This window comes from Polynucleobacter sp. JS-Mosq-20-D10, assembly GCF_018687755.1.
Lineage (GTDB): Bacteria > Pseudomonadota > Gammaproteobacteria > Burkholderiales > Burkholderiaceae > Polynucleobacter.
The window spans coordinates 484,152-507,506 of record NZ_CP061305.1; the positions used below are offsets into that span (position 1 = coordinate 484,152).

Annotated in this window: 23 protein-coding genes and 1 tRNA gene; 11 read left to right on the top strand and 13 right to left on the bottom strand. The window is 45.2% G+C overall.

The features are described 5' to 3' along the window. Nucleotides 1-16 precede the first annotated feature (16 nt). The 7 genes from phnE to FD967_RS02600 all read right to left on the bottom strand — a co-directional run bounded on the left by phnE (nucleotide 17) and on the right by FD967_RS02600 (nucleotide 7,194). Entirely contained in the window at nucleotides 17-823 is an 807-nt protein-coding gene (gene phnE / locus FD967_RS02570; protein WP_215326563.1) for a phosphonate ABC transporter, permease protein PhnE, read from the bottom strand. Beyond that, on the bottom strand, nucleotides 820-1,647 hold the full coding sequence (locus FD967_RS02575; RefSeq protein ID WP_215326564.1) for an ABC transporter permease: 828 nt from the start codon (nucleotides 1,645-1,647) through the stop codon (nucleotides 820-822). The genes phnE and FD967_RS02575 overlap by 4 nt, the downstream gene beginning before the upstream one ends. Beyond that, nucleotides 1,647-2,426 carry a phosphonate ABC transporter ATP-binding protein gene (locus FD967_RS02580; protein ID WP_215326565.1) on the bottom strand — a complete coding sequence of 260 codons (780 nt, stop codon included), beginning with the start codon at nucleotides 2,424-2,426 and terminating at the stop codon, nucleotides 1,647-1,649. The genes FD967_RS02575 and FD967_RS02580 overlap by 1 nt, the downstream gene beginning before the upstream one ends. 4 nt (nucleotides 2,427-2,430) lie before the next feature. Then, the gene (locus FD967_RS02585) at nucleotides 2,431-3,291 is read right to left on the bottom strand and encodes a putative selenate ABC transporter substrate-binding protein (RefSeq protein ID WP_251369113.1); all 861 of its coding nucleotides are present in this window, start codon (nucleotides 3,289-3,291) and stop codon (nucleotides 2,431-2,433) included. Nucleotides 3,292-3,360: 69 nt separating this feature from the next. Beyond that, the gene (gene selD / locus FD967_RS02590) at nucleotides 3,361-4,407 is read right to left on the bottom strand and encodes a selenide, water dikinase SelD (protein WP_215326568.1); all 1,047 of its coding nucleotides are present in this window, start codon (nucleotides 4,405-4,407) and stop codon (nucleotides 3,361-3,363) included. 60 nt (nucleotides 4,408-4,467) lie between these two features. Next, complete coding sequence (locus tag FD967_RS02595) at nucleotides 4,468-5,628, bottom strand: SUMF1/EgtB/PvdO family nonheme iron enzyme (RefSeq protein WP_215326569.1); 1,161 nt, start codon at nucleotides 5,626-5,628, stop codon at nucleotides 4,468-4,470. A gap of 138 nt (nucleotides 5,629-5,766) precedes the next feature. Then, complete coding sequence (locus tag FD967_RS02600) at nucleotides 5,767-7,194, bottom strand: glycine betaine ABC transporter substrate-binding protein (RefSeq protein ID WP_251369076.1); 1,428 nt, start codon at nucleotides 7,192-7,194, stop codon at nucleotides 5,767-5,769. Nucleotides 7,195-7,472: 278 nt separating this feature from the next. Here FD967_RS02600 and FD967_RS02605 point away from each other — a divergent pair, with 278 nt between their 5' ends. Both FD967_RS02605 and FD967_RS02610 read left to right on the top strand, forming a co-directional pair. Continuing rightward, complete coding sequence (locus FD967_RS02605) at nucleotides 7,473-7,898, top strand: PAS domain-containing protein (RefSeq protein ID WP_215326570.1); 426 nt, start codon at nucleotides 7,473-7,475, stop codon at nucleotides 7,896-7,898. Nucleotides 7,899-8,057: 159 nt separating this feature from the next. Continuing rightward, complete coding sequence (locus FD967_RS02610) at nucleotides 8,058-8,918, top strand: alpha/beta fold hydrolase (RefSeq protein WP_215326571.1); 861 nt, start codon at nucleotides 8,058-8,060, stop codon at nucleotides 8,916-8,918. 16 nt (nucleotides 8,919-8,934) lie between these two features. Here FD967_RS02610 and FD967_RS02615 read toward each other — a convergent pair whose 3' ends face one another. Further along, nucleotides 8,935-9,864, bottom strand: coding sequence for a LysR family transcriptional regulator (locus FD967_RS02615; RefSeq protein ID WP_256441868.1), 930 nt, complete (start codon nucleotides 9,862-9,864; stop codon nucleotides 8,935-8,937). Nucleotides 9,865-9,973: 109 nt separating this feature from the next. On the opposite strand from FD967_RS02615, the gene FD967_RS02620 reads away from it, so the two are divergent. Genes FD967_RS02620 through FD967_RS02635 form a run of 4 tightly spaced genes read left to right on the top strand, consistent with a single transcriptional unit; the run spans nucleotide 9,974 to nucleotide 13,286 of the window. Beyond that, complete coding sequence (locus tag FD967_RS02620) at nucleotides 9,974-10,678, top strand: haloacid dehalogenase type II (RefSeq protein ID WP_215326572.1); 705 nt, start codon at nucleotides 9,974-9,976, stop codon at nucleotides 10,676-10,678. A gap of 1 nt (nucleotide 10,679) precedes the next feature. Continuing rightward, nucleotides 10,680-11,882, top strand: a complete 1,203-nt coding sequence (locus FD967_RS02625) for a CaiB/BaiF CoA-transferase family protein (protein ID WP_215326573.1) — start codon at nucleotides 10,680-10,682, stop codon at nucleotides 11,880-11,882. After that, complete coding sequence (locus tag FD967_RS02630) at nucleotides 11,879-12,316, top strand: PaaI family thioesterase (RefSeq protein WP_215326575.1); 438 nt, start codon at nucleotides 11,879-11,881, stop codon at nucleotides 12,314-12,316. The genes FD967_RS02625 and FD967_RS02630 overlap by 4 nt, the downstream gene beginning before the upstream one ends. A 10-nt stretch (nucleotides 12,317-12,326) precedes the next feature. Continuing rightward, entirely contained in the window at nucleotides 12,327-13,286 is a 960-nt protein-coding gene (locus FD967_RS02635) for a tripartite tricarboxylate transporter substrate binding protein (protein ID WP_215326577.1), read from the top strand. Between the two features lie 54 nt (nucleotides 13,287-13,340). Here FD967_RS02635 and FD967_RS02640 read toward each other — a convergent pair. From FD967_RS02640 to tsaE, 3 genes are all read right to left on the bottom strand, one after another. Beyond that, nucleotides 13,341-13,416, bottom strand: a tRNA-Lys gene (locus FD967_RS02640). 86 nt (nucleotides 13,417-13,502) lie between these two features. Further along, entirely contained in the window at nucleotides 13,503-14,840 is a 1,338-nt protein-coding gene (locus FD967_RS02645) for an N-acetylmuramoyl-L-alanine amidase (RefSeq protein ID WP_215326579.1), read from the bottom strand. A 2-nt stretch (nucleotides 14,841-14,842) separates the two neighbouring features. Then, nucleotides 14,843-15,355 carry a tRNA (adenosine(37)-N6)-threonylcarbamoyltransferase complex ATPase subunit type 1 TsaE gene (gene tsaE, locus FD967_RS02650; RefSeq protein ID WP_215326580.1) on the bottom strand — a complete coding sequence of 171 codons (513 nt, stop codon included), beginning with the start codon at nucleotides 15,353-15,355 and terminating at the stop codon, nucleotides 14,843-14,845. Between the two features lie 43 nt (nucleotides 15,356-15,398). Here tsaE and queG point away from each other — a divergent pair, with 43 nt between their 5' ends. The 3 genes from queG to FD967_RS02665 are packed head-to-tail and all read left to right on the top strand — an operon-like array spanning nucleotide 15,399 to nucleotide 17,677. After that, nucleotides 15,399-16,508, top strand: a complete 1,110-nt coding sequence (gene queG, locus FD967_RS02655) for a tRNA epoxyqueuosine(34) reductase QueG (protein WP_215326581.1) — start codon at nucleotides 15,399-15,401, stop codon at nucleotides 16,506-16,508. A gap of 42 nt (nucleotides 16,509-16,550) precedes the next feature. After that, entirely contained in the window at nucleotides 16,551-17,336 is a 786-nt protein-coding gene (locus FD967_RS02660) for an AzlC family ABC transporter permease (RefSeq protein ID WP_215326582.1), read from the top strand. Next, nucleotides 17,336-17,677, top strand: a complete 342-nt coding sequence (locus FD967_RS02665; RefSeq protein ID WP_215326583.1) for an AzlD domain-containing protein — start codon at nucleotides 17,336-17,338, stop codon at nucleotides 17,675-17,677. Before FD967_RS02660 ends, FD967_RS02665 begins: the two co-directional genes overlap by 1 nt. A gap of 19 nt (nucleotides 17,678-17,696) precedes the next feature. On the opposite strand, the gene FD967_RS02670 is transcribed toward FD967_RS02665, so the two are convergent. Beyond that, nucleotides 17,697-20,774: an FAD-binding and (Fe-S)-binding domain-containing protein gene (locus tag FD967_RS02670; RefSeq protein WP_215326584.1), complete on the bottom strand. Its 3,078-nt coding sequence runs from the start codon at nucleotides 20,772-20,774 to the stop codon at nucleotides 17,697-17,699. Then, nucleotides 20,771-21,454 (bottom strand): GntR family transcriptional regulator, encoded by a 684-nt coding sequence (locus FD967_RS02675; protein WP_215326585.1) that lies wholly within the window; start codon nucleotides 21,452-21,454, stop codon nucleotides 20,771-20,773. The genes FD967_RS02670 and FD967_RS02675 overlap by 4 nt, the downstream gene beginning before the upstream one ends. A gap of 180 nt (nucleotides 21,455-21,634) precedes the next feature. Here FD967_RS02675 and FD967_RS02680 point away from each other — a divergent pair, with 180 nt between their 5' ends. Together FD967_RS02680 and FD967_RS02685 are read left to right on the top strand one after the other, a co-directional pair. Further along, entirely contained in the window at nucleotides 21,635-22,819 is a 1,185-nt protein-coding gene (locus FD967_RS02680; protein WP_215326586.1) for an alanine--glyoxylate aminotransferase family protein, read from the top strand. A 129-nt stretch (nucleotides 22,820-22,948) separates the two neighbouring features. Next, nucleotides 22,949-23,353: a heme-binding protein gene (locus FD967_RS02685; protein WP_205621327.1), complete on the top strand. Its 405-nt coding sequence runs from the start codon at nucleotides 22,949-22,951 to the stop codon at nucleotides 23,351-23,353. Nucleotides 23,354-23,355: the final 2 nt, after the last annotated feature.

The following is a 23,355-nucleotide window of genomic DNA, read 5'->3' on the forward strand; positions in this document are numbered from 1 at the left end:
TGTATTGGCGGGCGACTTAACCCTGGTTATGCATCTGAATTCGACGTAGTTTATTACTGACCATATCCACAAAGATAACCAAGAGAAGCATTGCCATGATGACGGTTGATGCTTGCGCCTCTCGGAGCAAGGAGAGTTCGTAGTACAACATCTGTCCCAGTCCACCCGCACCTACAAAGCCCAAGATTGTCGCCATGCGGATGTTCATTTCCCAGCGATACAGGCTGTATGAAAGCAATTGAGGTGCGATTCCGGGTAGCGTGCCATACAAGAAGCTGGCAACTCTCCCGGAGCCGCTAAGCATTAGAGCGTTACTAGGGGCTGTAGGATGATTTTCCAAGCTTTCGCCAAACAGTCTTCCCAAAACTCCAGTGGTGTGCAGCGTTAAAGCTAGGGTTCCTGCAAATGGTCCAAGGCCCACAGCCAAAACCATGAGAGCCGCCCAAACTAATTCAGGGACGGATCGTAAGAAGTTGCAAATAAAGCGTGTTAGCCCTTTTGCAGTTGGACCAAATCTACCTGACACTGGAAGTGATAGTCCGAGACTCAAGGTGGCTGCAATGAGGGTTGCTAGGGCAGAAATTGCGAGCGTTTGTAAAACACCATACCAAATTTTATCTAAAAAATCCGCGCTCAGATCAGGTGGAAAAAATCGCCCAATAAACTGTGCCATATTGCTCAATGCTTCAAGTGTGAAGAGATTGGCTGGATTCAGTGAGAGATAAATAAAGCTGGTAATCGTTAATCCAAATACGATCAAGAGCGTCAATAGACACTTAAGACAAAATTGACGAGCAGGCTGAATATTGATGGGCGCGCTCATGCCAATTGCTTTCGAATAATCAAGCTGATGTAGTCGGCAAGTAATACGAGGCCTAAAAAAACCACCAAGATAGTTGAAACTTCTCCGCCATTGAGCATTTTCATGGACTGATCCATTAGCTGACCTAAGCCACCTGCACCAACAAAACCCATCACCACAGAGGCTCTCACGGCACACTCCCAGCGATAGACTGTATAAGATGCAAGCTCTTGCGCTGAACTGGGCAATAAGCCATATAGAAATGCCGCAATGCGATTACTGCCAGACAAGATGAGGGCGCGAGCAGGAAGCGTGTTACCAGACTCTAAAATTTCTGAGTAGACTTTGGCGAGCATGCCACCATAAGTAATGGCGATGGCTAAAACACCTGCGATAGCACCTAGGCCAAATACTCTCACCAATAGGAGCGCCCACACAATCTCTGGAATGCCCCGCAGTACTAGCATGAGGGAGCGCGCAAGAAACCGAATGGATTGAGCAAACTGATGATCAGATGTAGGGCCAATTCTTGAAATCGAGAGGCTATAAGAAATGATGAGGCCAAGCGGTACTGCAATCACCATCGCCAAGGCAATTCCGGCGGTAGCCATGGCTAAAGTCTCTACAGTAGCTTTGATTATGAGAGCTAAAAATGTTGCTTCAATATTGGGTGGAAAAAACTGTACTAAAAAATCACCCATGACTTGAATATTATTTGGGTCGATTAAAAGCTTGGGCTCAAATTGAGCGAGCTGCAGCATAGGCCAAAGAATAGCGATGGCAAGCAGAAGACCTATGAAGCGATAGGGTGTTGCGGGATCTCTGGAGATAACAGATTTTTGCATTATGAGGCAGTACTACTGGCTTGAATAGGAAGTCCTCCAAGCTCTGATGCATACAACTCTCGTAAGATAGGTTCGCTGACCTCGCTTGAGGGTAGATCAAAAATCATTTGACCATCCCGAATACCAATGATGCGTGGAAACCACCGTAGGGCAATGTCAACTGCATGCAGGCTGGCGACAAGGGTGGCGTTTCGCTTTTTTGCCTCTTCAATCAGTACGCTAATCGTCAGGTCTGAGAGAACTGGATCCATTGCAGATACTGGTTCATCAGCCAAGATGAGCTGGGGTGCTTGATACATTACTCTGGCGACCCCGACTCGCTGTAGCTGACCACCTGAAAGACAGTCGCAACGATCAAATAGCTTATCAGTCAAATCTAGACGTTCCAAACACGATTGCGGACCGGCAATGTCTACTGGGTATACCAATGACAGAATGGATTTCCAGAGAGGCCACTGTCCCAGTCGACCTGCCAAAATGGCAGTGATTACTCTTTGTCTTAATGGAATTGGGGGTGCTTGATGCACTAAGCCAATCTTTGAGCGTAAGCGCTTGAGTGATGACTTAGAGAGTTTCCAGGGATTTTCTCCAAGTACCACAGCGGTTCCAAGTGAGGGCTTTAGGGCAGTGGCTAAGATATTTAAGAGTGTTGTCTTGCCAGAGCCCGATGGGCCAATCACAGCAATGCATTCGCCAGCCTGAGCCACTAATGAAATTTGACTGAGTGCTGGCGTTCCATTGCTGTGCTCAAAGCTCAGCTGCTGTAAGGAAAATCCCACGAGACTACTTAATCAACCCAGCAGAGCGAGCTGCTTTTTCGATGTCGTCGTAGTTCGACGACTTAGTCGTGGCGTATTTACTTGCACGCTGAAGATCCATGATTTCTTTTTGGTTAGGATTATTAGCGTCTAGCTTTAAAAAAGCCTCGGTAATTTTCTTTACCATCACTGGGTCAAGATCTCCGCGAACAGTCCAGTTGTAATCAAAGTAGGTCGGTGTTGTAGAGAGTACTTTTGACTTCAGTGCATTAGGATTTTTTGCCTCATTGAGCTTTACCCAAACCGAGGCATTTAGAGCGCCAACATCTGCCTTACCACTTGCTACAAAGGCGACAGTCGCATCATGCGCACCAGAAAAAGCAATATTTTTAAAATCCTTATCTGGATTGATGCCAGCTTGCATCAAGAAATAGCGCGGCATGAGGTGTCCGGATGTTGAGGATGGTGAGCCAAATGCAATCGTCTTGCCCTTGAGTTCGCTTAATGTCTTTAATGGACTATCAGCTGGAACAATGAAAACACTTGTGAATTTCTCATCTTCCACTCGTTGAATAATTGGGTTAGCTGTGCCATTAGTTCTAATTTTGGTTTGTACATAAGTAAAGCCACCCAGCCAGGCCATATCAATCTTTTTGGTTGCCAAGGCCTCCACTACCGCCGCGTAGTCAGTCACCGGCGTGAACTCCACCTTCATGCCAGTTTCTTTCGAAAGATACTCGCCTAAAGGTTTGAATTTGCGTTGCAACTCTGTTGGCGCTTCATCTGGAATTGCGGATATGCGCAACACCTCTTGCGCTAGGGCGGGAGTGCTTGCGCTAGCGGCAATGCCAAAAGCAAGTAATGCTCCAATGAAGTGCTTCAGCATATTAATTTTGATTGATTTCATAAAAATATCTTCCTATGTAAGTAATTACGAATTGAGTGGAATGTAGATTTAATTAACAGACAAGCCTGTGCCAGCTACAAACTGACCAATTTTCTGAGCGCTGGCAAAGCCGCCCACATTCAGGATTGAGAGGACTTCAGCTTCTTGTTCTGGTGCGCAAGAAATTAATAAACCACCGCTGGTTTGGGGATCGGTAAGCACATTTTGTTGCCAAAACTCGAGATTGCTTGCGAGCTGAATTTCTTTGCCGTAGCCAGCCCAATTGCGTGTAGATGCTCCGGTAAAGATATCTGCTTTGACGTGTTCAATTGCTTCTTGCACAACTGGAATGGCATCCCAGTGGATCTGCGCCATTAAATTGGAGCCTCTCGCCATCTCTAGCAAATGCCCTGCTAAGCCAAAGCCCGTGACATCGGTTAAAGCATGTACGCCATTTAGCTGGGAGAGTGCAACACCAGGCTTATTTAGCTTAGTAGTGAGGGCAATCATCTCTTTGTAGCCTGCATCAGAGAGGACTTCTTTTTTTAGTGCCGCAGAAAGAATACCCACGCCCAAAGGCTTACTGAGGATGATGCTGTCGCCTGCTTGAGCACCACTGTTACGTTTCAATTTTTTTGGATCAACTATTCCAATAGCAACGAGGCCATAAATTGGCTCAACAGTATCGATCGAGTGACCACCGGCAATCATGATGCCCGCATCATTACAGACGGATTCGCCACCAGCAGTCACTTGCTGGATAACTTCTAAAGGTAATACCTGAATTGGCATGCCTAGTAGGGCCAGCGCAAACAGGGGCTGAGCACCCATTGCGTAAATGTCAGAAATTGCATTAGTTGCAGCAATACGGCCAAACTCAAATGGATCATCTACGATTGGCATAAAGAAATCAGTCGTAGCAACAATCGCCTGATTTTCATTAATTTGATAAACGGCAGCGTCTTCGTTGTTATCGGAACCCGCTAACAAAGCAGCGGGTAGATTGCGCATCGGAGAGGCTTTGAGGATGTCACTTAAGACGCCAGGTGCAATCTTGCAGCCACAGCCTCCACCATGAGATAGAGAGGTAAGGCGGCCGTTATAAGGTGTAGTCATAAAGAATTAGTAATTCAAATTAAAAGTGGTGGTTACCGCAACATCAAGAGCTTACTCAATTTAGAGTAAACACGTACGAAAGCCGCAAAAATGATCGCTTCTATGGGCTTGATAAAAGTTACGAAATGCCACTCTTTTTAGGCGATCGGGGGTAAACAGGCTGCCGCCCTTGAGGACCTGATAGCTGCCATCAAACCAGGGCTGTGAATAGTCGACATAGGGATCGGCGCTAAATCCAGGAAATGGGGCAAAAGTGCTGCTAGTCCATTCCCATAAGTTGGATGATTGCCAATTTCTTTGCTTTTGTGACATTAATAGACTAAGTTCATGTTCGTTAGGCAAACGCACTTGATGGCATTCACAAAAACGCTGGGCATCTAGGTGGCTGATGTGGCGCACAGCCGATGCGCGATTCAAGGGTAGCCATTCATTAAAAAATCGCTCCAACCAAGTATCTCCTTCCTGTTTCCAATGAGAGGGTGGTCCTACTGGCGTGGACTGGGCAAGATTGACTGGTGACTCCAGAAACTCCAGATAGTCGCCATTAGTGACCGGCGTACTTGCAATATTAAATGCGGGGAGGTCAATAGAGTGCGCCCACTTTTCATTATCAAAAATAAAACCGGAGCCCTGCTCGGAACCAGCTTGTATCGTAGATTTTGGAAAATGAATCCAGTCTCGTGCTTTAGCCTCTAACTTACTCGTGCTAGTGAAGGCAGCAAAGGGAGCAAAAGGCATAGAGCGCCCCATGGTCTGCCACATATAGGCAAATGCCTCATTGTGCATATCCTGATGAAAGATCGCTAGCTGGATAAAGTAGGCGGCTTTATTATCAATTGGTGCGCGCAGTAAGTCTTGGGTGCTTCCAATGACTCTGTGGTTATATTCCAGTAGCTTATCTAGAGATGGCATTGGCGTGGACCAACGATCTTGATGTGCCATCTCTGAGGAATTAAATAAGTAATCAGCGTTCTTCATGAATGATGGTTTACTCTCTTGACCATCCCGATGAACCCAGAATTCATGAAACCAGGTTAAGTGACCCAGCTCCCACAGCGGAGGATTCAGAATATTGATCTGAGGAACCATCTGATCTGCTACTGAAATATTGCTCAGAATTTGACGGGTGATGTGATTACATTCCTCTAGCCACTGTGCCAAGGTCGACGCAGGTGGATGTGGAGCATAAAGAAGATAGTCGTTGCTTAAGGATTCAGACATACAGTATTTTGGGGAAAATCTTCTGTTGAGACGAATGATTGCAGTATAGAAGACCACCAATAAGACTTCAGCAAGTCAGCTAAGGACACAAATTTACAGACTCTTTTTGTGCAAATAGTTCCCTTGCTTGGTCAAATACTAGATATTTTTTGATTTGCGTTTTGGCGTCAGAATGATTTGAGCTAGCAGAGCCAGCATAGCAGCTGGTATCGCTCCAGCAAGCATAAGTGCGTGATCGTTTACTGCAAGCCCAGCTACTATGCGATCGCCAAATCCGCCAGCACCTACCAGCGCCGCTAGGGTGCAGGTACCAACTCCAATGACCGTTGCTGATGCTAAACCCGTCATGATGACGGGTCGAGCAAATGGAAGCTCGATTGACAATAGTAATTGCCGTTCATTGCAACCAAGAGCCAGCGCTGCTTCTTTAAGATTTGATGGAACTTCCACCAAGCTAATGTGAGTCGCATTCACAATGGGCAGCAAGCCATATAGAAATAAAGCTAACACTGCCGGCACAGCCCCTATTTGATCGAGTAGGGCGATCAATATCGTCAGTAGTGCAAGTGAAGGTATGGTTTGCAAAATACCAGTAGCTCCTAAAATCCAAGTTGTGTATCGGGGTCGTCGATATGTCAGAATACCCAGAGGAATTCCGACGAGCAGGGCCATCGTTGAGGAGATTGCGACTAGCAGAACATGATCACGCAGAGCGATAAAAAAATCTGGACCAAGGAGTAACTTAAAAAATCGAGAGATTTGTGAAGGATTCTGCTGATCATTTGCACCTGTATTTAAAAATACCTGCGCCACTTTTTCAAAACTAAGGCCTGACTCAGCTAGTCCATTGAGTTTGGCCATAGTGGTTTCATCTAATTTTCCCTCTAAGCTTTGTAAGGGCTTCTCATCAAAACTAGAACGCATTAATAGGACGGCGTCGTAACGTGGAAATGCCCTCTTATCATCTTCCAATAGAACCAGATCCTTTTGCGCAATCGCTGCATCAGTGGAGTAGGCATCCATAATATCGACATCGCCTCGTGTCAGAGCATCGTAGGCCAAACCATGCTCTAGCACTTTCCCTGGATTCATGGTTAAACCATAATTTTTAACCAGTGCAGACCAGCCATCAGCCCGAGTCTTAAATTCTGGAGATAAGGCAATCCGCAGGGTAGATTGCTGCTCAGTATTGAGGTTTGCAATATCGCTAATACGCTTCAGGCCTAAGGCTCTTGCTTGCTCTGCCCTCATGGCAAGTGCATAGGTGTTATTAAACCCAAGTGGTATCGCTACTTTTAAGCCCTTAGGCTTAAGCCAGGCATTGAGCTCACTCAGTGATGCTTGGGTTTCTGGACGTTTTAGTATTTCTCGAAGTATGGTGCCGGTATATTCTGGGTAAACATCAATCTGACCTGTGGTGAGTGCTTGAATGACAATCGCAGTGTTGCCAAGGCCTTGCCGATGAATAGCTTGGACGCCAGCATTGAGTAATGTTTGATTGACTAGCTCCCCCAGTACGTAGCTTTCTGTAAAACGCTTTGAGCCAACCACGTTATTTTTTTTCATAGGCTGCGCCAGTACGGAGCAGCTGATAGCTACCCCCATACATAAGCAGAGCTTCATCCACAAAAGAAAAATATCTTTGCTGAAATACAAGTGAGGTTAACCTCGTTCATTACGCAAGATCCCATCATAAAAGCCTTTGGCTAATTTTGCCTAGCTAGCTAGACTTCAGTCTTCGACTTTTACGCGGTAATCGTGATCTAGTGTTCAGTTATGCTACCTTAGGGTGTCATTTACTGTTACATTAGTATTGATGCAACTTAATAGCAAAGGCTATTTATATGTCAGTCACTTTAGATTTCAAAACACTCGTCACACAGCTTGGTGAGGCAGTCATTATTTCTGACCGAGAAGAAAATATCTTGTTTTGGAATGCATCTGCCGAGCGTATTTTTGGATTCACCCCAGATGAAGCCCTGGGTAAAACGCTCAGCATCATCACGCCTGAGCGCTTTAGAGAGCGTCACTCGAAAGGTTACTTCCATACCATTCAGACTGGACAAACTAAGTATGGACATACTTTATTGAGAGTTCCCGCAGTTCATAAGGATGGACGCTCTATTTCAATTGCATTCTCGGTAAGTATGTTGTTTGATGAGCAACAGCAAGCGATTGCAATAGCCGCAATCATTCGAGATGAAACGGAGCGGTTTCAGGAGGAGCGGCAATTAAAGGCAAAGTTAGCAGCTTATGAGAGTAGTGATTAAGTTGCCAGTCATAACTTGTATATTTCTTAGCAACGTCGACATCTACGTGGGAGCTGGCGGAGTAATTTTTTTCTTAGCTAAAGGCAGAATTTAAAATTTCGTTGAAATTAATGAATTCTGGGCATACAGTTATTCACTAACTACTTTTTTGGCATCCCAATGTCTTTGGTCCAATTTTATCCTAATGTAATTGATTCAAGCTCTGATCTAGTAAAGCTAGAGTCTTTGAGTTGTATACATAAGCAGGACTTTGAAGGCAATCAAATAATCTGGAGAGTTTGGGGGCAAGGGTCACCGCTTGTTCTCTTACATGGAGGCTCTGGAAGTTGGAATCATTGGTGTAGGAATATCAAAACCTTAATTGGACTGCAGAGACAAGTGTGGATTCCTGATATTCCATGTTTTGGTGATTCAGATGCTCCAGATGGAGTTGTAGATATAGATCAGGCATCCGAAGTCCTATTAAATGCTTTTGACAAATTTTTTCCAGAGAAAAAGATTGATTTAATTGGCTTTTCAATGGGCAGTATGGGGGCTGGTTATATAGCTAAAAAACTCCCAGAGCGCATCAATCAGTTGCTATTAGTGGCTCCTCCAGCGCTGGGAATTAGCCCTCTAGAGTCGATTGTGATTGAAGATTGGACCACAGCATCAGATACGCAATCAAGGGATCAAAGGATTCGAAATAATCTTTCATCTCTAATGCTTTGGAGTGAGGCAGCAATTACCGATTTATCCTTAGATATCCACAGAGAAAATTTACTGAAAGATAGAATGCGTAAACGCAAAATTTATAAGACCGATTTTTTAATGGATATCCTAAAAAAACTAGAAGTCCCGTTTTATTGTATTTTGGGTTCTCAGGACGCACTGTACCGAGGTAATTTAGAGATGGTTAAGTCGGCTCTAGTTGCCATTGAGATGAACCAATCTTTAGATTTGATTGAGGATGCAGGGCACTGGGTCCAGTTTGAAAAGTCTACTCAATTTAATGAGATTTTAAAGCGCATCCTAGTTTAGAAAATCTGCAATCAATCTATTGATAGATTAAAGCGGTAGTTGAAAGCAATCCTCGAAGCCATTGATGCGACTGACTGTGTTCGTAGCGCTTATGCCAATACATAGTCCAATTAAATTGTTTTGCCATAAAAGGGAGGGGTCGCAACACCAGGTCATCATTATTAAAATTAGACGCAAGGCGCTCTGAAATTACAGCGATTAAATCAGTTTTTTTCAGTATCTCAGGGACCAGAAGCCAGTGCGGAATATTAAGAGCTACATCCCGTTTATGCCCTTGGTCGGCGAGAACGTTATCTACAAAGCGAATGTCAGTAGGGCTCATCGAGACACGCAAATGCTTCCCTTCCAAAAATCTCTTTAAGGTTAGCTTGCCGCTTGATAGTGGGTGCCCCTTTCTTAGCACGCATACCATTCGATCAGAGATTAATATTTTCGATCGAATGCTATTGTTGTGCTGAAGATCGGTACTGAGTGCAAGATCTAATTCATCTGATTCTAGTAATTCCACTGTTTTTTCAGGTGACACATGCAAAACATCTAAAGAGATGTGAGGTGCCAAACTCTCAAGATTATTGACTAAGCTTGGTAGAACTAGCGCTCCAATAAGATCAGACATTCTGATTGAGTAACTTCTATTGGAAGTTGCTGGATCAAAGTGAATATCGCTAGACATTAAGCGCGTGGTCTGTTGCAGGATTTGCCCAATAGCTTGGCCAAGTTCTAGAGCTCTTAGGGTTGGCTCCATACCTTTGGAGGTTCTAATAAATAAATCATCTTTGAAAACATGCCTTAGCCGCGATAGTGCATTGCTCATTGCAGACTGGCTAATCGACACCTTATTGGCGGCACGGGAAACGTGGCGCTCAGACATTAGGGCGTCAAAGAAAACGAGCAAATTGAGATCTATTGATCTGAGGTTGATGGGGGCTTTGATGATCTGTACCACTATTATCTAAATCAATACTATTATCTTAATTATTCATTTGACTGATTATATTCTGAAAGACAAAATACAAGCCATGCTTTTAATTTATTTATTAGTTAAGGAGTGGTAAATGGCTAGCGTTGAGGAGTTAAAAAAGAATATCAAGGTGGTGATGTTTGACCAATACGGCACTGTGGTGGACATGCAGGGCGGCTTAGTGGAGATTGCAACCCCATTTTTAGCAGCTAAAGGTTGGAAGGGGAACCCAAATTCTTTTGTGACTTGGTGGAGGAGAACGCATTTTGAGGATTCAATGATTGATGCGCTTTTACACCGCGAACATACTCCCTACCGAGAAATTGGTCATCGAGCGGTTACTAAAACTCTCGAGCGTGCTGAAATTCCTTTTACGCAAGACGAAGTCAAGTACCTTGTAGCTTGTATTGAAAAATTGAGATGCTTTCCTGATGTTCCTGAGGCACTTCAGAGATTACAGACAAAATATCAGATTGTTGTTTTATCCAATGGTGATAAGGACATGCTGGAGACTGCCAAGCAATATCATCAGGTACCGTTTGATAACGTAATTTCCGTAGCAGAAGCGAATTCTTTCAAGCCCCACGTTAATACCTATAAAAAAGCAGCGGAAATTATGGGTGTGCAAACTGATGAGATCTTGTTTGTGGCCAACCATGCATTTGATTGTATTGGCGCTAAATCTGCTGGAATGCATACAGCTTTTATTGATCGTCGGAAACGTCCATTTGGTGGCACTCCTCATCAGCCTGATATTTGGGTTGATGATATGAAGTCACTGGCTGACGCAATGGTGTGAGATGAAACCGCTGAGTGGCATTAAAGTACTGGACCTGACACGGATCGTGTCTGGTCCTTTTGCAACTATGCTTTTAGGCGATCTAGGGGCGGAGATTATTAAGATTGAAGAACCTGCATCTGGAGACGAGAGCAGAACATATGGGCCCCCATTTATTCATGGTGAGAGCGCTTATTTCCTTTCTGTAAATCGCAATAAAAAAAGTTGTGCGGTCAACTTGAAAACGCCCGAAGGAATTGCGTTGATTCGCGATTTAGCGCTTAAAAGCGATGTGTTAATAGAAAATTTTAGACCAGGAACCTTGAAAAAATTTGGCCTCAGTTATGAGGAGCTTACGAAACAAAATCCAGGATTAATCTATTGTGCAATCACTGGGTTTGGTCAAACAGGCCCCGATTCACATAGACCTGGTTACGACTTAATTATTCAAGGTGAGTCTGGTGTGATGGATATTACTGGCGATCCAGATGGTCCGCCTACTAAGGTTGGAACTTCAATAGCCGATTTAATAACGGGGCAATATGCCAGTCAAGGTGTCTTGGCTGCTCTAGTTGAGAGATCTAGAACTGGAGTAGGAAGACGTGTTGAGGTCGCAATGTACGATTGTTTAGCATCCTTGTTAACGTTTAATGCAGGCAGTTATTTTTCCACTGGTAATCTCCCCAAAAGAAAGGGAAATTCTCATCCCTCGATTGTGCCTTATGAAACCTTTGAGACATTGGATGGCTGGATCAACATTGGTGTTGCAAATGACAAGTTCTGGAATTCATTTTGCAAAGTGATTGATCGATTGGATTTGCAACACGATCCAAAATTTGCAATCGCATCAGATCGGGTCAAGAATCGCTTAGAGCTTTTACCCATCATAAGAGAGATCATTAAGAAAAATAAAAAATCGTATTGGATTGAGCTTTTAGAGAAGGCCGGTATTCCAAGTGGAATGATTAAAAATGTTGGAGAGGTATGTGATTCAGAGCAGCTTGTCAGTAGAGGCATGGTTTTAAATATGCCACACCCAACAGCGGGCATAGTTAAAAACATCGATTCTCCGCTTAGGTTTGACGATCGAAATGACGAAGTCCATATTGCGCCTCCAATATTGGGTCAACATACGCGTGAAATTTTGAGAGATATTTTAAAAATCAGTCCAGCTGAAATTATGTCGTTAGAGAAAAAGGGTGCAATTAAGTGCACTGATATATGAGCGAAAAGAAAATAAATTTAGATGCGGCAAGACAGGCATTTGAGTCTGCGGCAAGTGAACACAGTCAAGAGTTTGAGCTGTTCTTTCTTTCCAAGTTTTATGGACTTCATTATTTCTATACTGATAAAACCTGTGAAATTACTTTTGAGCCCAAAGAATTTTCTTTTAATCCTCAAGGTTCGCTTCATGGTGGAGTGATTACTACGATTATGGATATCTCTATGGGGCATCTTCTTAAGAAAACTCAAGGTGCTGGAGTGACTTTAGAAATTAAAGTTCAATTTATGAAAGCCCTGAAAAGTGGTCAATGTAAGTGTATTGGTAGATTTCTGAGACGCGGAAAAAGTGTTGCGTTTATGGCATCAGAATTATTTGATGCAGATGGTGAATTGTGTGCTGTGGCAACTTCAACGTGGAAAATTATTGAAAAATAAAGGAGACAAAATGAAAGTTTTTTCAAAATGGATTGGAATTGCCGGTATTCTCCTGGCATCTACATCGTATGGTGCATGGCCTGATAGATCGGTAAAGATTGTTGTCCCTTACGGACCTGGTGGTGGGGCAGATACTTTCGCGCGTCCTTTGGCAGCAAGGTTAAGCGAGCAGTTGGGTGCTCCATTTGTGATTGATAATAAGGCTGGAGCTGGTGGCACGATTGGTGTTCAGTTTGTCGCCAAATCTGCTCCTGATGGCTATACCTTTGTAGTGGGCGCTATTCATCAAGCAATGTCGGAAAGTTTGTATCCCAATAGAGGGTATGACTTTGAAAAAGATTTCGTTCCGGTTGGCTTAACTGCAGTTGTTCCTAATGTCTTGGTAATTAACCCTAAATTACCCTTTAAGACAGCTGGTGAATTAATCTCTTACGCAAAGGAAAATCCAGAGAAGCTAACTTATTGCTCATCTGGTAATGGTACTTCCCAACATGTTATCGCTGAGCTATTTAAGAGCCTTGTTAAGGTAAAGATGCTGCATATTCCTCACAAGGGTACAGCAGCTGCTATGACCACATTCTTGTCTGGTAACTGCGATCTGATGTTTGATGGTATGGGTACTTCAGCCTCTCAAATCAATGCTGGCAATATGCGCGCTCTGGCTGTGACTACAGCTAAAAGATCACCTTATTTTCCGAATATTCCAACCATGAAGGAGTCTGGCGGTCCTGAGATGGATGTGGGTACCTGGTATGGTTGGTTTGCTCCTGCAGGAACACCAAAGGATATTATTCTCAGAATGAACAAGGAGTTGGCGATAGCATTGCAAAGCCCTGATATTAAAGAAGTTTGGAAAGCACAAGGTGCTGAAGTTCCAAACATACCTTTAGATAAGCAAAAAGATTTTGTTCGTTCGGAAATTAATCGCTGGACTCAAGTTAATAAGCAAGTTGGTGTGACCATCGATTAGTGTGTTTTGGTATATTGGAAGTCAAAAGCCACCTGAAGGTGGCTTTTGTATTGCTGGTGGGTCGGGCGAGATTCGAACTCGCGACCAACGGATTAAAAGTCCGCTGCTCTACCGACTGAGCTACCGACCCAGTAAAAAGAAGATTATAGCAAGAAGTTTATGGGTGCTCCCGGGTCAGTAGGCCTCTGCCTTCAAGCCCTTGTACTTACAAGAGCGTTATGCGTTTGCGCGTCTGGCAACCGGTGGATTTTTTGAGAAATAGTCCTTAATTCCTCTCATAATCGCTTCAGCAATTCGGTCTTGGTAAGCATCGTCATTGAGGCGCGCTTCTTCTTGTGGATTGCTAATAAAGGCGGTCTCCACCAAGATAGATGGAATATCTGGAGCCCTCAGAACAGCAAAGCTGGCTTGCTCAACTTTTGGTTTATGTAAGGGGGCAAATCCACTGATTTGCTTGAGGATGGAAGTACCCACTTGAAGTGAGTCTTTGATTTGGGCAGTTGTCGACATATCAAGCAATAGGTTAGCCACCTGCTTATCTTGCGTCTTGATATTGATGCCACCGATTAAATCTGAAGAATTTTCTTTATTGGCCATCCAGCGTGCAGTGGTGCTACTGGCGCCCATTTGTGAGAGCGCAAAAACAGAGGCACCTTTGGCCCTAGGCTCTATAAAAGCATCCGCATGAATCGAGACAAATAAATCAGCTTCAACGCGGCGCGCCTTTTGTACTCGTGTATGCAGTGGCACAAAGTAATCCCCATCTCGTGTGAGAAACGGACGCATATAGGGATCATTCTCGATTTTGTCGCGTAAGCGTTTGGCAATCGAGAGCACTACATGTTTTTCTTTAGAGCCCATGGCGCCAATCGCACCTGGATCCTCTCCACCATGGCCCGCATCAATTGCAATAGTGATAAGGCGCTTATGTTTGGTTTTTACGGCAGACTCTTTTACGTCTGGAATTGCTTGAGCCACTGGCGCCCGAGGAGCCTCTTTCTCTTTCTTGCTTGCGAACTGTGCAATCAAGTCGATTTCTTCATTGGCTTTTTCTAGGGCGCTTTCTTTGCGGGCGCTGCTTTTGACTAACTCCATTAACGGATCTGGTGGGATAGTTGGGTAGAGATCTAGCACCATGCGATATTGGTATTCTGCAATGGGATCAAGCGTGAATAGTTGAGGCTTAACGGGCTCTTTGAGGTCAAATACTAGGCGGACCGTGCCCGGTTGAAATTGCCCCACACGGATTTGTGAAACGTAAGGGTCATTGGGTTTGACTTTAGCTACTAAATCTTTCAGGGTGGAATTGAGTTCCATGCCTTGAACATCAACCACCAAGCGATCAGGGTTGGTAAGTAGTTGTTGGGTAATAGGCAATGCTTTATCAGACTCAAGCGTGATGCGTGTGTAATCTTCTGCGGGCCAAATGCGTACACCCAAGATCTTAGCTCCCCAAGCAATCTCTGCCTCACTGAAGAAGAGGATAAAGCCCAGCATCTTTGCTGAAGTTTTGAGATGCTTTCTTCTAGAGGAATTAATGAGGGCCTTACTCATTGCTATTGAATACGCATCTTCTCGAGAACGGCTATTCCCTGACTTGAGCTTGCTTGGAAGATGATATTTCTTTCATTTTCATCTACACCAGCAATCAGATGAATTTCAATATCAAAAGCAGGGAGCGTGCCTTCAGCTTTTTCTGGCCACTCCACTAAACAGAATCCAGGCTCATCAAAATGCTCTGCAAAACCTGCACCCTGCCATTCCAAAGGATCTCGCATGCGATAGAGGTCAAAGTGGTTCATCGCCAGAGTATTGCTATCAATAATTAGTGGGTAGGGTTCACACAAGGTATAGGTTGGACTCTTCACTCGGCCCTCATATCCCAGGCCTTGTATGAGATGGCGGGCAAAGGTAGTCTTGCCGGCTCCAAGATCACCCTCTAGGGAGATATTGAGGTGAGTGCTTTGATCCGCCTGAAAAAGATGACTAAGACTGGAGGCGAGCTTTTGAGCTAATGCAGTGGTATCCGCTTCTTGCCTACAATGTTGAGTAAATGAATTCTGAGCCATTTACCTAGTTTATTCAATTATTCAGTTACATTCTGTATTCCTAATGACTTCTTCTCAAATACCCAAGATTGTTGACTATGCCTCCGTTGATCAGGCTAATCTGCGTGAATGGCTGGGTGAACAGTCTCGAAAATTGGGTTTTGATGACTTACGGATTACCGATACCCATCTTGGTGTTGCAACTGAACGTCTGAATGACTGGCTCGCAGAAGGGCGGCATGGTCAGATGGAATATATGGCAAGGCATGCTCAATTACGCTCTGACCCAGCCCTCTTAGTTCCGGGTGCGGTCAGGGTCATTTGCGTCACCATGAATTACCTGTCCCCCACAATAGACTTTGACCATGAGTGGGGCAGATTGAGCGATCCTGCTCAAGCGGTGGTATCGATGTATGCCCGTGGGCGTGACTATCACAGGGTGATGCGCAATCGTTTGCAAGAATTTGCACAGCTGATTGAACAGCGGATTGGATTATTTGGTTATCGCGTATTTACTGATTCAGCTCCATTAATGGAAGTGGAGTTGGCACGTAAAGCAGGTTTGGGTTGGCGAGGCAAACATACTGTGTTGTTGAATCGTGAATCTGGATCGACATTCTTTTTAGGTGAAATCCTAATTGATGTTCCATTGCCTGTAGATCAAGAGCAGGAGTCGCATTGTGGAACTTGTCAGTCTTGTATAGACATTTGTCCTACGCAAGCCATTACTGCGCCTTACCAATTAGATGCGCGACGCTGTATCTCGTATTTGACGATTGAGAATCCAGATGCTATTCCGGTGGAGTTTCGTAGGGCGATGGGCAATCGTGTTTACGGATGTGATGACTGCCAATTGATTTGCCCTTGGAACAAATTTGCACAACGTACAACCTTACCAGATTTTGCTGAACGCCATGGGCTTGGGAACGCAAGTCTCTTGCAACTCTGGTCTTGGACTGAAGATGAATTTGTAAAACGCCATGAGGGTAGTGCTATTCGTCGGATTGGTTTCTCTAGGTGGCGCAGAAACTTAGCGGTAGCCATGGGGAATGCTTTGGCTGCTGATAATGTGTCCGCATTAGATAAAGAGCTCCTGCGGCAGGCTTTGCAGGATGCATTGCCTTTGGCAGACGCCTTGGTAGCCGAGCATATTGAGTGGGCGCTGAGTTCCTAAGTATTTTTTCGAAAAGTACTTAGTAACTCTTACAATCAAGGCATGTCATCAGCTAATCAACCCTTTATAGACCCCAGCGAAATCAATCTAGAAGCTTCTGTGGCGCAGCGCTATAAAAATCGCAGTGAGGCTTTTTGGGCTGGCATTCGCGATGCGTCTGGTGCACCTGCAATGGTGCTTTTTGCTGGCATGGTGGGTTTTGGTGCGATGGGTAAATCCAATGGTATGGATGCTTGGTTTACTACTGCCAGTAGCTTTTTCATGTTCGCATTACCTGGACAAGTAGTTTTGCTCGAGATGGCAATTACCGGATCATCAGTGCTTGCCATTGCCCTCGCAGTGACTTTAACGTCTTCGCGTTTCATCACTATGACAGCAACGCTCTTTCCGCAGTTTCATGAAAAAGATCGCAATCATGGTCTTTATGCTTCGGTCCATCTTCTAGCAATGACTCCATGGGCTATTTCCATGCGTGAGTTTCAGACGATAGAAGCGAAACATCGCTTGAGTTACTTCATTGGTCTTGGTTTACTGTGTTGGGTTATTTCTATTCCCGGCACCGCTCTAGGATATTTATTAGCAGGTGCAGTGCCACCGTACATTACGCTTGGTCTCGTTTTCATTAACCCACTATTCTTTTTGCTGACGTTTGCCGAGGTGAAACCTTGGGTTAACCGAATCGCCATTGGCTTAGGTTTTGTATTGGGCCCCTTTTTCTTTCTCTTGGATCGCGATACTAGCTTGCTGACCACTGGTTTAGTAGGGGGAACGATCGCCTATGTATTTGATCGCAAAGTGCTACGCAAAAGAGCGGGGGTGATGAGTTAATGAACGCTAGCCTCCAGGGTTGGGGTTTGTGGATTGCCTTAGCAGGCGCCACCATCGGAACCTATATTTGTCGTGCCATTGGTGTTTTGCTCGCCAAAAGAATTAATCAGGAGAGCGAAATCTTTCGCTATCTTTCTGCCGTCACTTATGCGATGGTGGCGGCCCTTGTAGTCAGAATGGTCCTAATGCCAATTGGTCCCCTATCAACTGTGCCCGTATGGATTCGATTGCTGATTTGCGCCTTAAGTATTGGTGTGATGGTTTCAAAACCAACACACCGTCTCGTTCCAGCCCTATTGACTGGAACCTTGCTGATACTTGCTTACGGTGTTATTCGTTAACTAGTATTGACATCTTGTTTTAGAGATGAGCTGCCAAGATCTTGGCGATATGCACAGCGTCTCTTTGGGTGCCATCGGTAATCTGGTGGCGACAGCTGGTGCCATCCGCAACTACCCAACTATCTGGTGCTTTACGAATCGCAGGTAAGAGGCTAGCTTCTGCCATTTGCTTAGACACTTCAATGTGTTCAGCCTCGTAACCAAAGCTACCAGCCATACCGCAACAGGAAGACTCAATCAGCTGAGGCTCTGCATTCGGAATGAGTTTCAGCAGTTCCATTGCTGGCGTAACGGCAGCAAATGATTTTTGATGACAATGACCGTGAAACAATACTGGGCGCGTTGCAGTTTTTAGTAACAACTTGAGTTTGCCTGCCCTAGCCTCACTTGCTAAAAATTCTTCTAAGAGTTGTGCATGCTGACTTACAGTAAGTGCCCGCTCACCAAATCCCATCACCAATGCTTCATCCTTTAAGGTGAACAAACAAGAAGGCTCAAGACCAATGATCGGAATATTGTTCTCTGCAAAGGGGGCTAGATGGTTTACTAATTCATCTAAGCTGGCTTTCGCTTTATCCACCATGCCTGCAGCTAGGTAAGTGCGACCACAGCAAAATTCTTTAGAGCAGGTATTTGTGCTGCCACTTAAAGTTTTGGTCTTTTGGGGAATATGAACTCGATAGCCAGCTGCCTTTAAAACTTGTAGCGCTGCACGTAAGTTCTCATCCTCAAAATAGGCATTGAAGGTATCGGCTAATAACACCACTCCCTTATTACCATTTGCATCTACTTTGCTCAGTTCTGCGGGCGTAAATTGATAGGGTGTAGTTGCATTTGGATTACTCCAGAAGTTTTTTGCTTTCCAGATTGGCAGACTTCTTTGTGCAGAAATACCCATGATCCATTCTTGTAATTTAGCAAGAGGAGCAATGTGGTTACGAAGATTGAGTAAGGCGGGGAGCCCTGGAATACTACTGATGATGGGAGCGTATTTCGGTAAGTAGGCAACAGCAAGATCGCGCATCGTATGACCAGTCCGCTTCTTGTAAGCAGATAAAAATTCGATCTTCATCTTCGCCATATCAACGCCAGTAGGGCATTCACGGCGACAGGCTTTACAGCTGACGCAAAGTTCCATCACTTCTTTAATAGCGTCGCTACCGAGGGGTGAACTCTCATCTTTAATATCCAATTGATTGGAGAGAGCTAGGCGCAAGGTATTGGCGCGACCACGGGTGAGGTGTTTTTCATCACGAGTAACACGATAGCTTGGACACATCACTTCCGCATCAAACTTGCGGCAATGACCATTGTTGTTACACATCTCCACAGCTTTGGCTAAGCCCATCGCTGGATCGCCTCCGGTGCCTGGTGCGCTAGTCTCTTCAGTAACGGGATTGTTCTGTACATTCCAGGCGGACCAATCTAAGGCTGGCTGCAGCGGAATTACTTTATAGCTTGGTGGAAAGCGGAAATTACTCGCATCATCCATCTTTGGTGGGTTAACAATCTTACCGGGATTAAATAATCCCTTGGGATCAAAAGCCTGCTTGATCTCAGCGAGGGCTTGCGTAATCTTCGGGCCAAATTGCCAGGAGATCCATTCGCCGCGGCAGAGTCCATCGCCGTGCTCACCGCTGTAAGCTCCTTTATATTTACGAACGAGAGCGGAGGCTTCTTCGGCAACTGCGCGCATCTTCTGTGCGCCATCACGACGCATATCTAGAATAGGGCGGACGTGGAGAGTACCAACAGAAGCATGTGCATACCAAGTACCACGTGAACCGTATTTAGAAAATACATCTGTGAGTGCTTGAGTGTATTCAGCAAGACTCTCTAGTGGAACTGCGCAATCCTCAATAAAGCTTACTGGTTTGCCATCGCCCTTGAGGCTCATCATGATATTCAGACCGGCTTTACGCACTTCCCATAAATTCTTTTGCAAGCCGGCATCAGGCATCGCAACTACCGAGCCCGGAAGCCCCAAGTCACCCATCAGATCTTGCAAAGACTTTAATTTCTCAACTAAGGAGGCATGTGCTTCCCCTGAAAACTCTACCAATAGGATGGCTTCGGGTGTTTGCGCGCTAGAGTCAATCAGCGCAGTCTCAATGGTTTTCTTAAAGCTAGGGTTATGGCGCGCCAAGTCAATCATGGTGCGATCGACTAACTCAACAGCGGTAGGCCCAAGCTTGACGATGTGTTGCGCGCTATCCATTGCTTTGAAGAAGCTGGCAAAGTTCACTACTCCAAGCACTTTATGTTGGGGCAATGGAGCCAACTTCAGCTCAAGAGATTTGAAATAAGCTAATGTGCCCTCGCTACCTACTAAAAGGTGCGCCAAGTTGACACTACCGTCTTGGGTATAGGGAAGCTCGCTTTGTGGATGGAATACATCTAGGTTGTATCCCGCTACACGACGCAAGACTTTGGGGAAGTGTGCCTCGATCTCGGGCTGTAATGTATTAGCAAGACCTTTAACAAAGTCGCCTAATTGTTTTGCAGCACCAGAACTGTGGGCGTAATTACCAAAGCTTGCTACCTGTCCGTTTGCTAACCAGGCATCAATGCCTAAAACGTTGTGGACCATGTTGCCATAAGCGATTGATCGACTACCGCAAGAGTTATTGCCTGCCATGCCACCAATAGTTGCCTGTCCAGCAGTCGAAACATCTACTGGGTACCAAAGGCCGTGTGGCTTGAGTGCAGCATTAAGGTGATCGAGCACAATGCCCGGCTCAACAATTGCTGTGGCTTGGGCTGGATCTGCATGTAAGAGTTTGCGAAAGTATTTGCTGTTATCGATGACGAGTGACGTGCCAGTGGTCTGCCCGCACTGACTAGTGCCTCCACCACGCGGTAGAACTGGAATACCTAAGTCAGCTGCAATCTGAATCGCCGTCGCAATATCCTCAGCTGTTTTAGGAATAAAGACAGCAACTGGCATGGCTTGGTAGATCGATGCATCGGTTGCATAACGTCCGCGACTGGCTACATCCGTCATGACCTCGCCAGAGGTTTCTTGTTTCAGACGTTTAGCAAGCTCTGCCTTATTGGCAACGAATTCTGGCAATGGCAAATCAACCGGCTTGTTCATGCTGCAACCTTCTCTTTAGATTCTGAGTCAATTAATTGAATAACAACATCACGCTTATTCATCACGTGCTGCATCATGACTTTACGCATCCGCAAGCTATCGCGGGCCTTTAATGCATCCAACATCTCTTGATGCTCCTCGACGGCTTTTTCCCACTTAACACCATTCTGGTTAGAGCGAAAGCGGAGCGCTTCAATGCGAGCGTTGACTTGGCTAAATAGTTGGCTGAGGACGGGATTGTTCGCTGCGTGATTAATAGCTTGGTGAATTTGAAGATTGAGTCGGTAGTAGCTAGATAAATCCCTGCGGGCATACGAGGCCATCATTTCGTATTGGAGCGCTTCAAGTTCAATCAGTGTTTGATCGCTAATATTTTGTGCTGCGAGCTCTCCAGAGAAACCCTCTAAATTGGCGATCACATCAAAGGTATGAATGATGTCATCTCTGCTCAATTGAACGGCAATGGCGCCACGGTTAGCAATCAATTCAACCAGACCATCAGCAGCTAGACGTCGAATTGCCTCGCGGACAGGGGTGCGTGAGACATTGAGCTGCTCTGCTAGCTCGCGTTCATTCAGCTTGCTTCCCGGCGCAATGGTGCCCTCTACCAATAAAGCTCTGAGCTTAAGGAAAATGGCCTCATGCAAGTTTTGTGTATTTGCTGGTGTTTTGAGCATCATCTGAAATGCCTTAAATTTGTATACATAATTACTATAACCCATCTATAAGCATAAATAACGCTATAAATAGCTTATTTTTTTGATTATTTAGAAATTATTTTGCATACAAAATTGTAAATTGCCAAAAAGTGACTTACACTGAGCCCCAAGATTAACTACAAAAACCAAGCGAGACTCAGCATGCTAAAACTAGATAACCACCTCTCGGGACGTCATTTCTTACATATCCCCGGTCCAAGCCCAGTGCCTTCCCGCATTCTGAGGGCGATTAGCTATCAAACCATCGATCACCGTGGTCCTGAATTCGGGGAATTTGGCCTCAAGGTTTTAGATGGCATCAAGAAGATTTTTAAGACCGAGCAACCTGTCATTGTTTACTCTGCCTCTGGAACAGGCTCATGGGAAGGGGCTTTGGTTAATGTTCTCAATCCCGGCGACAAGGTGCTCTTTTATGAAACTGGTCAATTTGCCAATTTGTGGCGTGCTCTGGGTCAGCGCTTGGGTTTAGACGTTGAGGTGGTTGCCAAACCTGGCCAAGATACTTGGCGCTGGGGTGTTGATGCGTCAGTGATTGAAGAGCGTTTACGTAAAGACACTGGACATGAAATCAAGGCAGTTTGTGTAGTCCACAACGAAACCTCAACTGGTGTTACCTCGAATATCGCAGCAGTTCGCAAGGCGATTGACTCACTGAAGCATCCGGCTTTGTTATTGGTCGATACCGTTTCTGGCTTAGGCTCTGCAGACTATGAGCATGACAAATGGGGTGCTGACGTTACTGTGTCTGGCTCACAAAAAGGTTTAATGTTACCTCCAGGCATTGGTTTTAATGCGTTGTCTGCAAGAGCGATTGAAGTCAGCAAAACAAACAAGATGTCTAAGGCCTATTGGGCTTGGGATGAAATCTTGGAGTCCAATAAAACAGGTTATTGGCCAACTACCCCCAGCACGAATTTAATGTATGGCTTGCATGAAGCGCTCGACATGATGATGGCTGAAGGACTTGACACTATCTTTGCGCGACATCAACGTTTGGCGGCAGCTTGTCGTGAAGCTGTCAATGCATGGGGCTTAGAAATCCAGTGCCAAGATCAAGATTGCTACTCACCAGTACTTACTTGTATTGCCACACCAGAAGGTATGAACGCAGATGTTCTGCGTAAGCATGCTCTGGAGAAGTTCAATTTATCCCTAGGTACAGGTCTTGGAAAAATCAAAGGCAAGGCATTCCGTATTGGACATTTAGGGGATTGCAATGAGCTCAGCCTGATGGCCGCGCTCAGCGGGGTAGAGATGAGTTTGGGTGCGATGGGCTACAAGCCTAAGGCAAGCGGTGTTGTTGCCGCCCAAGAATTTCTAAAATAATCAGTAAGTTGGGTGTAAATGGGGTGTCGGCTAGTAAACGAACTGGCTTACACCCCTTATAATTCAAGTACTTATAAAGATGGCAGTTTAATCAAATAAAACATATTCGAGATAGAGAGACTTCACATGTTGGCAACTAAACCGTATTTAACCCAGGCTGATGTTCAAAAGATTTTGGATGCAGCTGACAAGCACGCTGCAGCCAATAACTGGGCTGTGACGATTGCTGTCTGTGACGACGGTGGTCATCTGTTAGGTTTGATCCGTCGCGATACATGCGCTCCTGTCTCTGCTTACATCGCTCAAGAAAAAGCGCGTACTGCTGCAATGGGTAAGCGCGAGAGCCGTGTATACGAAGAGATTATTAATAATGGTCGCACTTCTTTTTTATCTGCTCCGCATATTTCGGGCATGTTGGAAGGTGGCGTCAATATCGAGGTAAACGGGTTTACCATCGGCGCAGTCGGCGTTTCCGGCGTTAAATCGACTGAGGATGCCGAAACCGCAAAGGCCGGCATTGCAGCCATTCTGTAAGT

Bases quoted from the DNA above. Each gene is read 5' to 3' on its own strand.
- phnE (WP_215326563.1), bottom strand. From the start codon at position 823: ATGAGCGCGCCCATCAATATTCAGCCTGCTCGTCAATTTTGTCTTAAG.
- FD967_RS02575 (WP_215326564.1), bottom strand. From the start codon at position 1,647: ATGCAAAAATCTGTTATCTCCAGAGATCCCGCAACACCCTATCGCTTC.
- FD967_RS02585 (WP_251369113.1), bottom strand. From the start codon at position 3,291: ATGCTGAAGCACTTCATTGGAGCATTACTTGCTTTTGGCATTGCCGCT.
- selD (WP_215326568.1), bottom strand. From the start codon at position 4,407: ATGACTACACCTTATAACGGCCGCCTTACCTCTCTATCTCATGGTGGA.
- FD967_RS02595 (WP_215326569.1), bottom strand. From the start codon at position 5,628: ATGTCTGAATCCTTAAGCAACGACTATCTTCTTTATGCTCCACATCCA.
- FD967_RS02600 (WP_251369076.1), bottom strand. From the start codon at position 7,194: ATGAAAAAAAATAACGTGGTTGGCTCAAAGCGTTTTACAGAAAGCTAC.
- FD967_RS02605 (WP_215326570.1), top strand. From the start codon at position 7,473: ATGTCAGTCACTTTAGATTTCAAAACACTCGTCACACAGCTTGGTGAG.
- FD967_RS02610 (WP_215326571.1), top strand. From the start codon at position 8,058: ATGTCTTTGGTCCAATTTTATCCTAATGTAATTGATTCAAGCTCTGAT.
- FD967_RS02620 (WP_215326572.1), top strand. From the start codon at position 9,974: ATGGCTAGCGTTGAGGAGTTAAAAAAGAATATCAAGGTGGTGATGTTT.
- FD967_RS02625 (WP_215326573.1), top strand. From the start codon at position 10,680: ATGAAACCGCTGAGTGGCATTAAAGTACTGGACCTGACACGGATCGTG.
- FD967_RS02630 (WP_215326575.1), top strand. From the start codon at position 11,879: ATGAGCGAAAAGAAAATAAATTTAGATGCGGCAAGACAGGCATTTGAG.
- FD967_RS02635 (WP_215326577.1), top strand. From the start codon at position 12,327: ATGAAAGTTTTTTCAAAATGGATTGGAATTGCCGGTATTCTCCTGGCA.
- FD967_RS02645 (WP_215326579.1), bottom strand. From the start codon at position 14,840: ATGAGTAAGGCCCTCATTAATTCCTCTAGAAGAAAGCATCTCAAAACT.
- tsaE (WP_215326580.1), bottom strand. From the start codon at position 15,355: ATGGCTCAGAATTCATTTACTCAACATTGTAGGCAAGAAGCGGATACC.
- queG (WP_215326581.1), top strand. From the start codon at position 15,399: ATGACTTCTTCTCAAATACCCAAGATTGTTGACTATGCCTCCGTTGAT.
- FD967_RS02660 (WP_215326582.1), top strand. From the start codon at position 16,551: ATGTCATCAGCTAATCAACCCTTTATAGACCCCAGCGAAATCAATCTA.
- FD967_RS02665 (WP_215326583.1), top strand. From the start codon at position 17,336: ATGAACGCTAGCCTCCAGGGTTGGGGTTTGTGGATTGCCTTAGCAGGC.
- FD967_RS02670 (WP_215326584.1), bottom strand. From the start codon at position 20,774: ATGAACAAGCCGGTTGATTTGCCATTGCCAGAATTCGTTGCCAATAAG.
- FD967_RS02675 (WP_215326585.1), bottom strand. From the start codon at position 21,454: ATGATGCTCAAAACACCAGCAAATACACAAAACTTGCATGAGGCCATT.
- FD967_RS02680 (WP_215326586.1), top strand. From the start codon at position 21,635: ATGCTAAAACTAGATAACCACCTCTCGGGACGTCATTTCTTACATATC.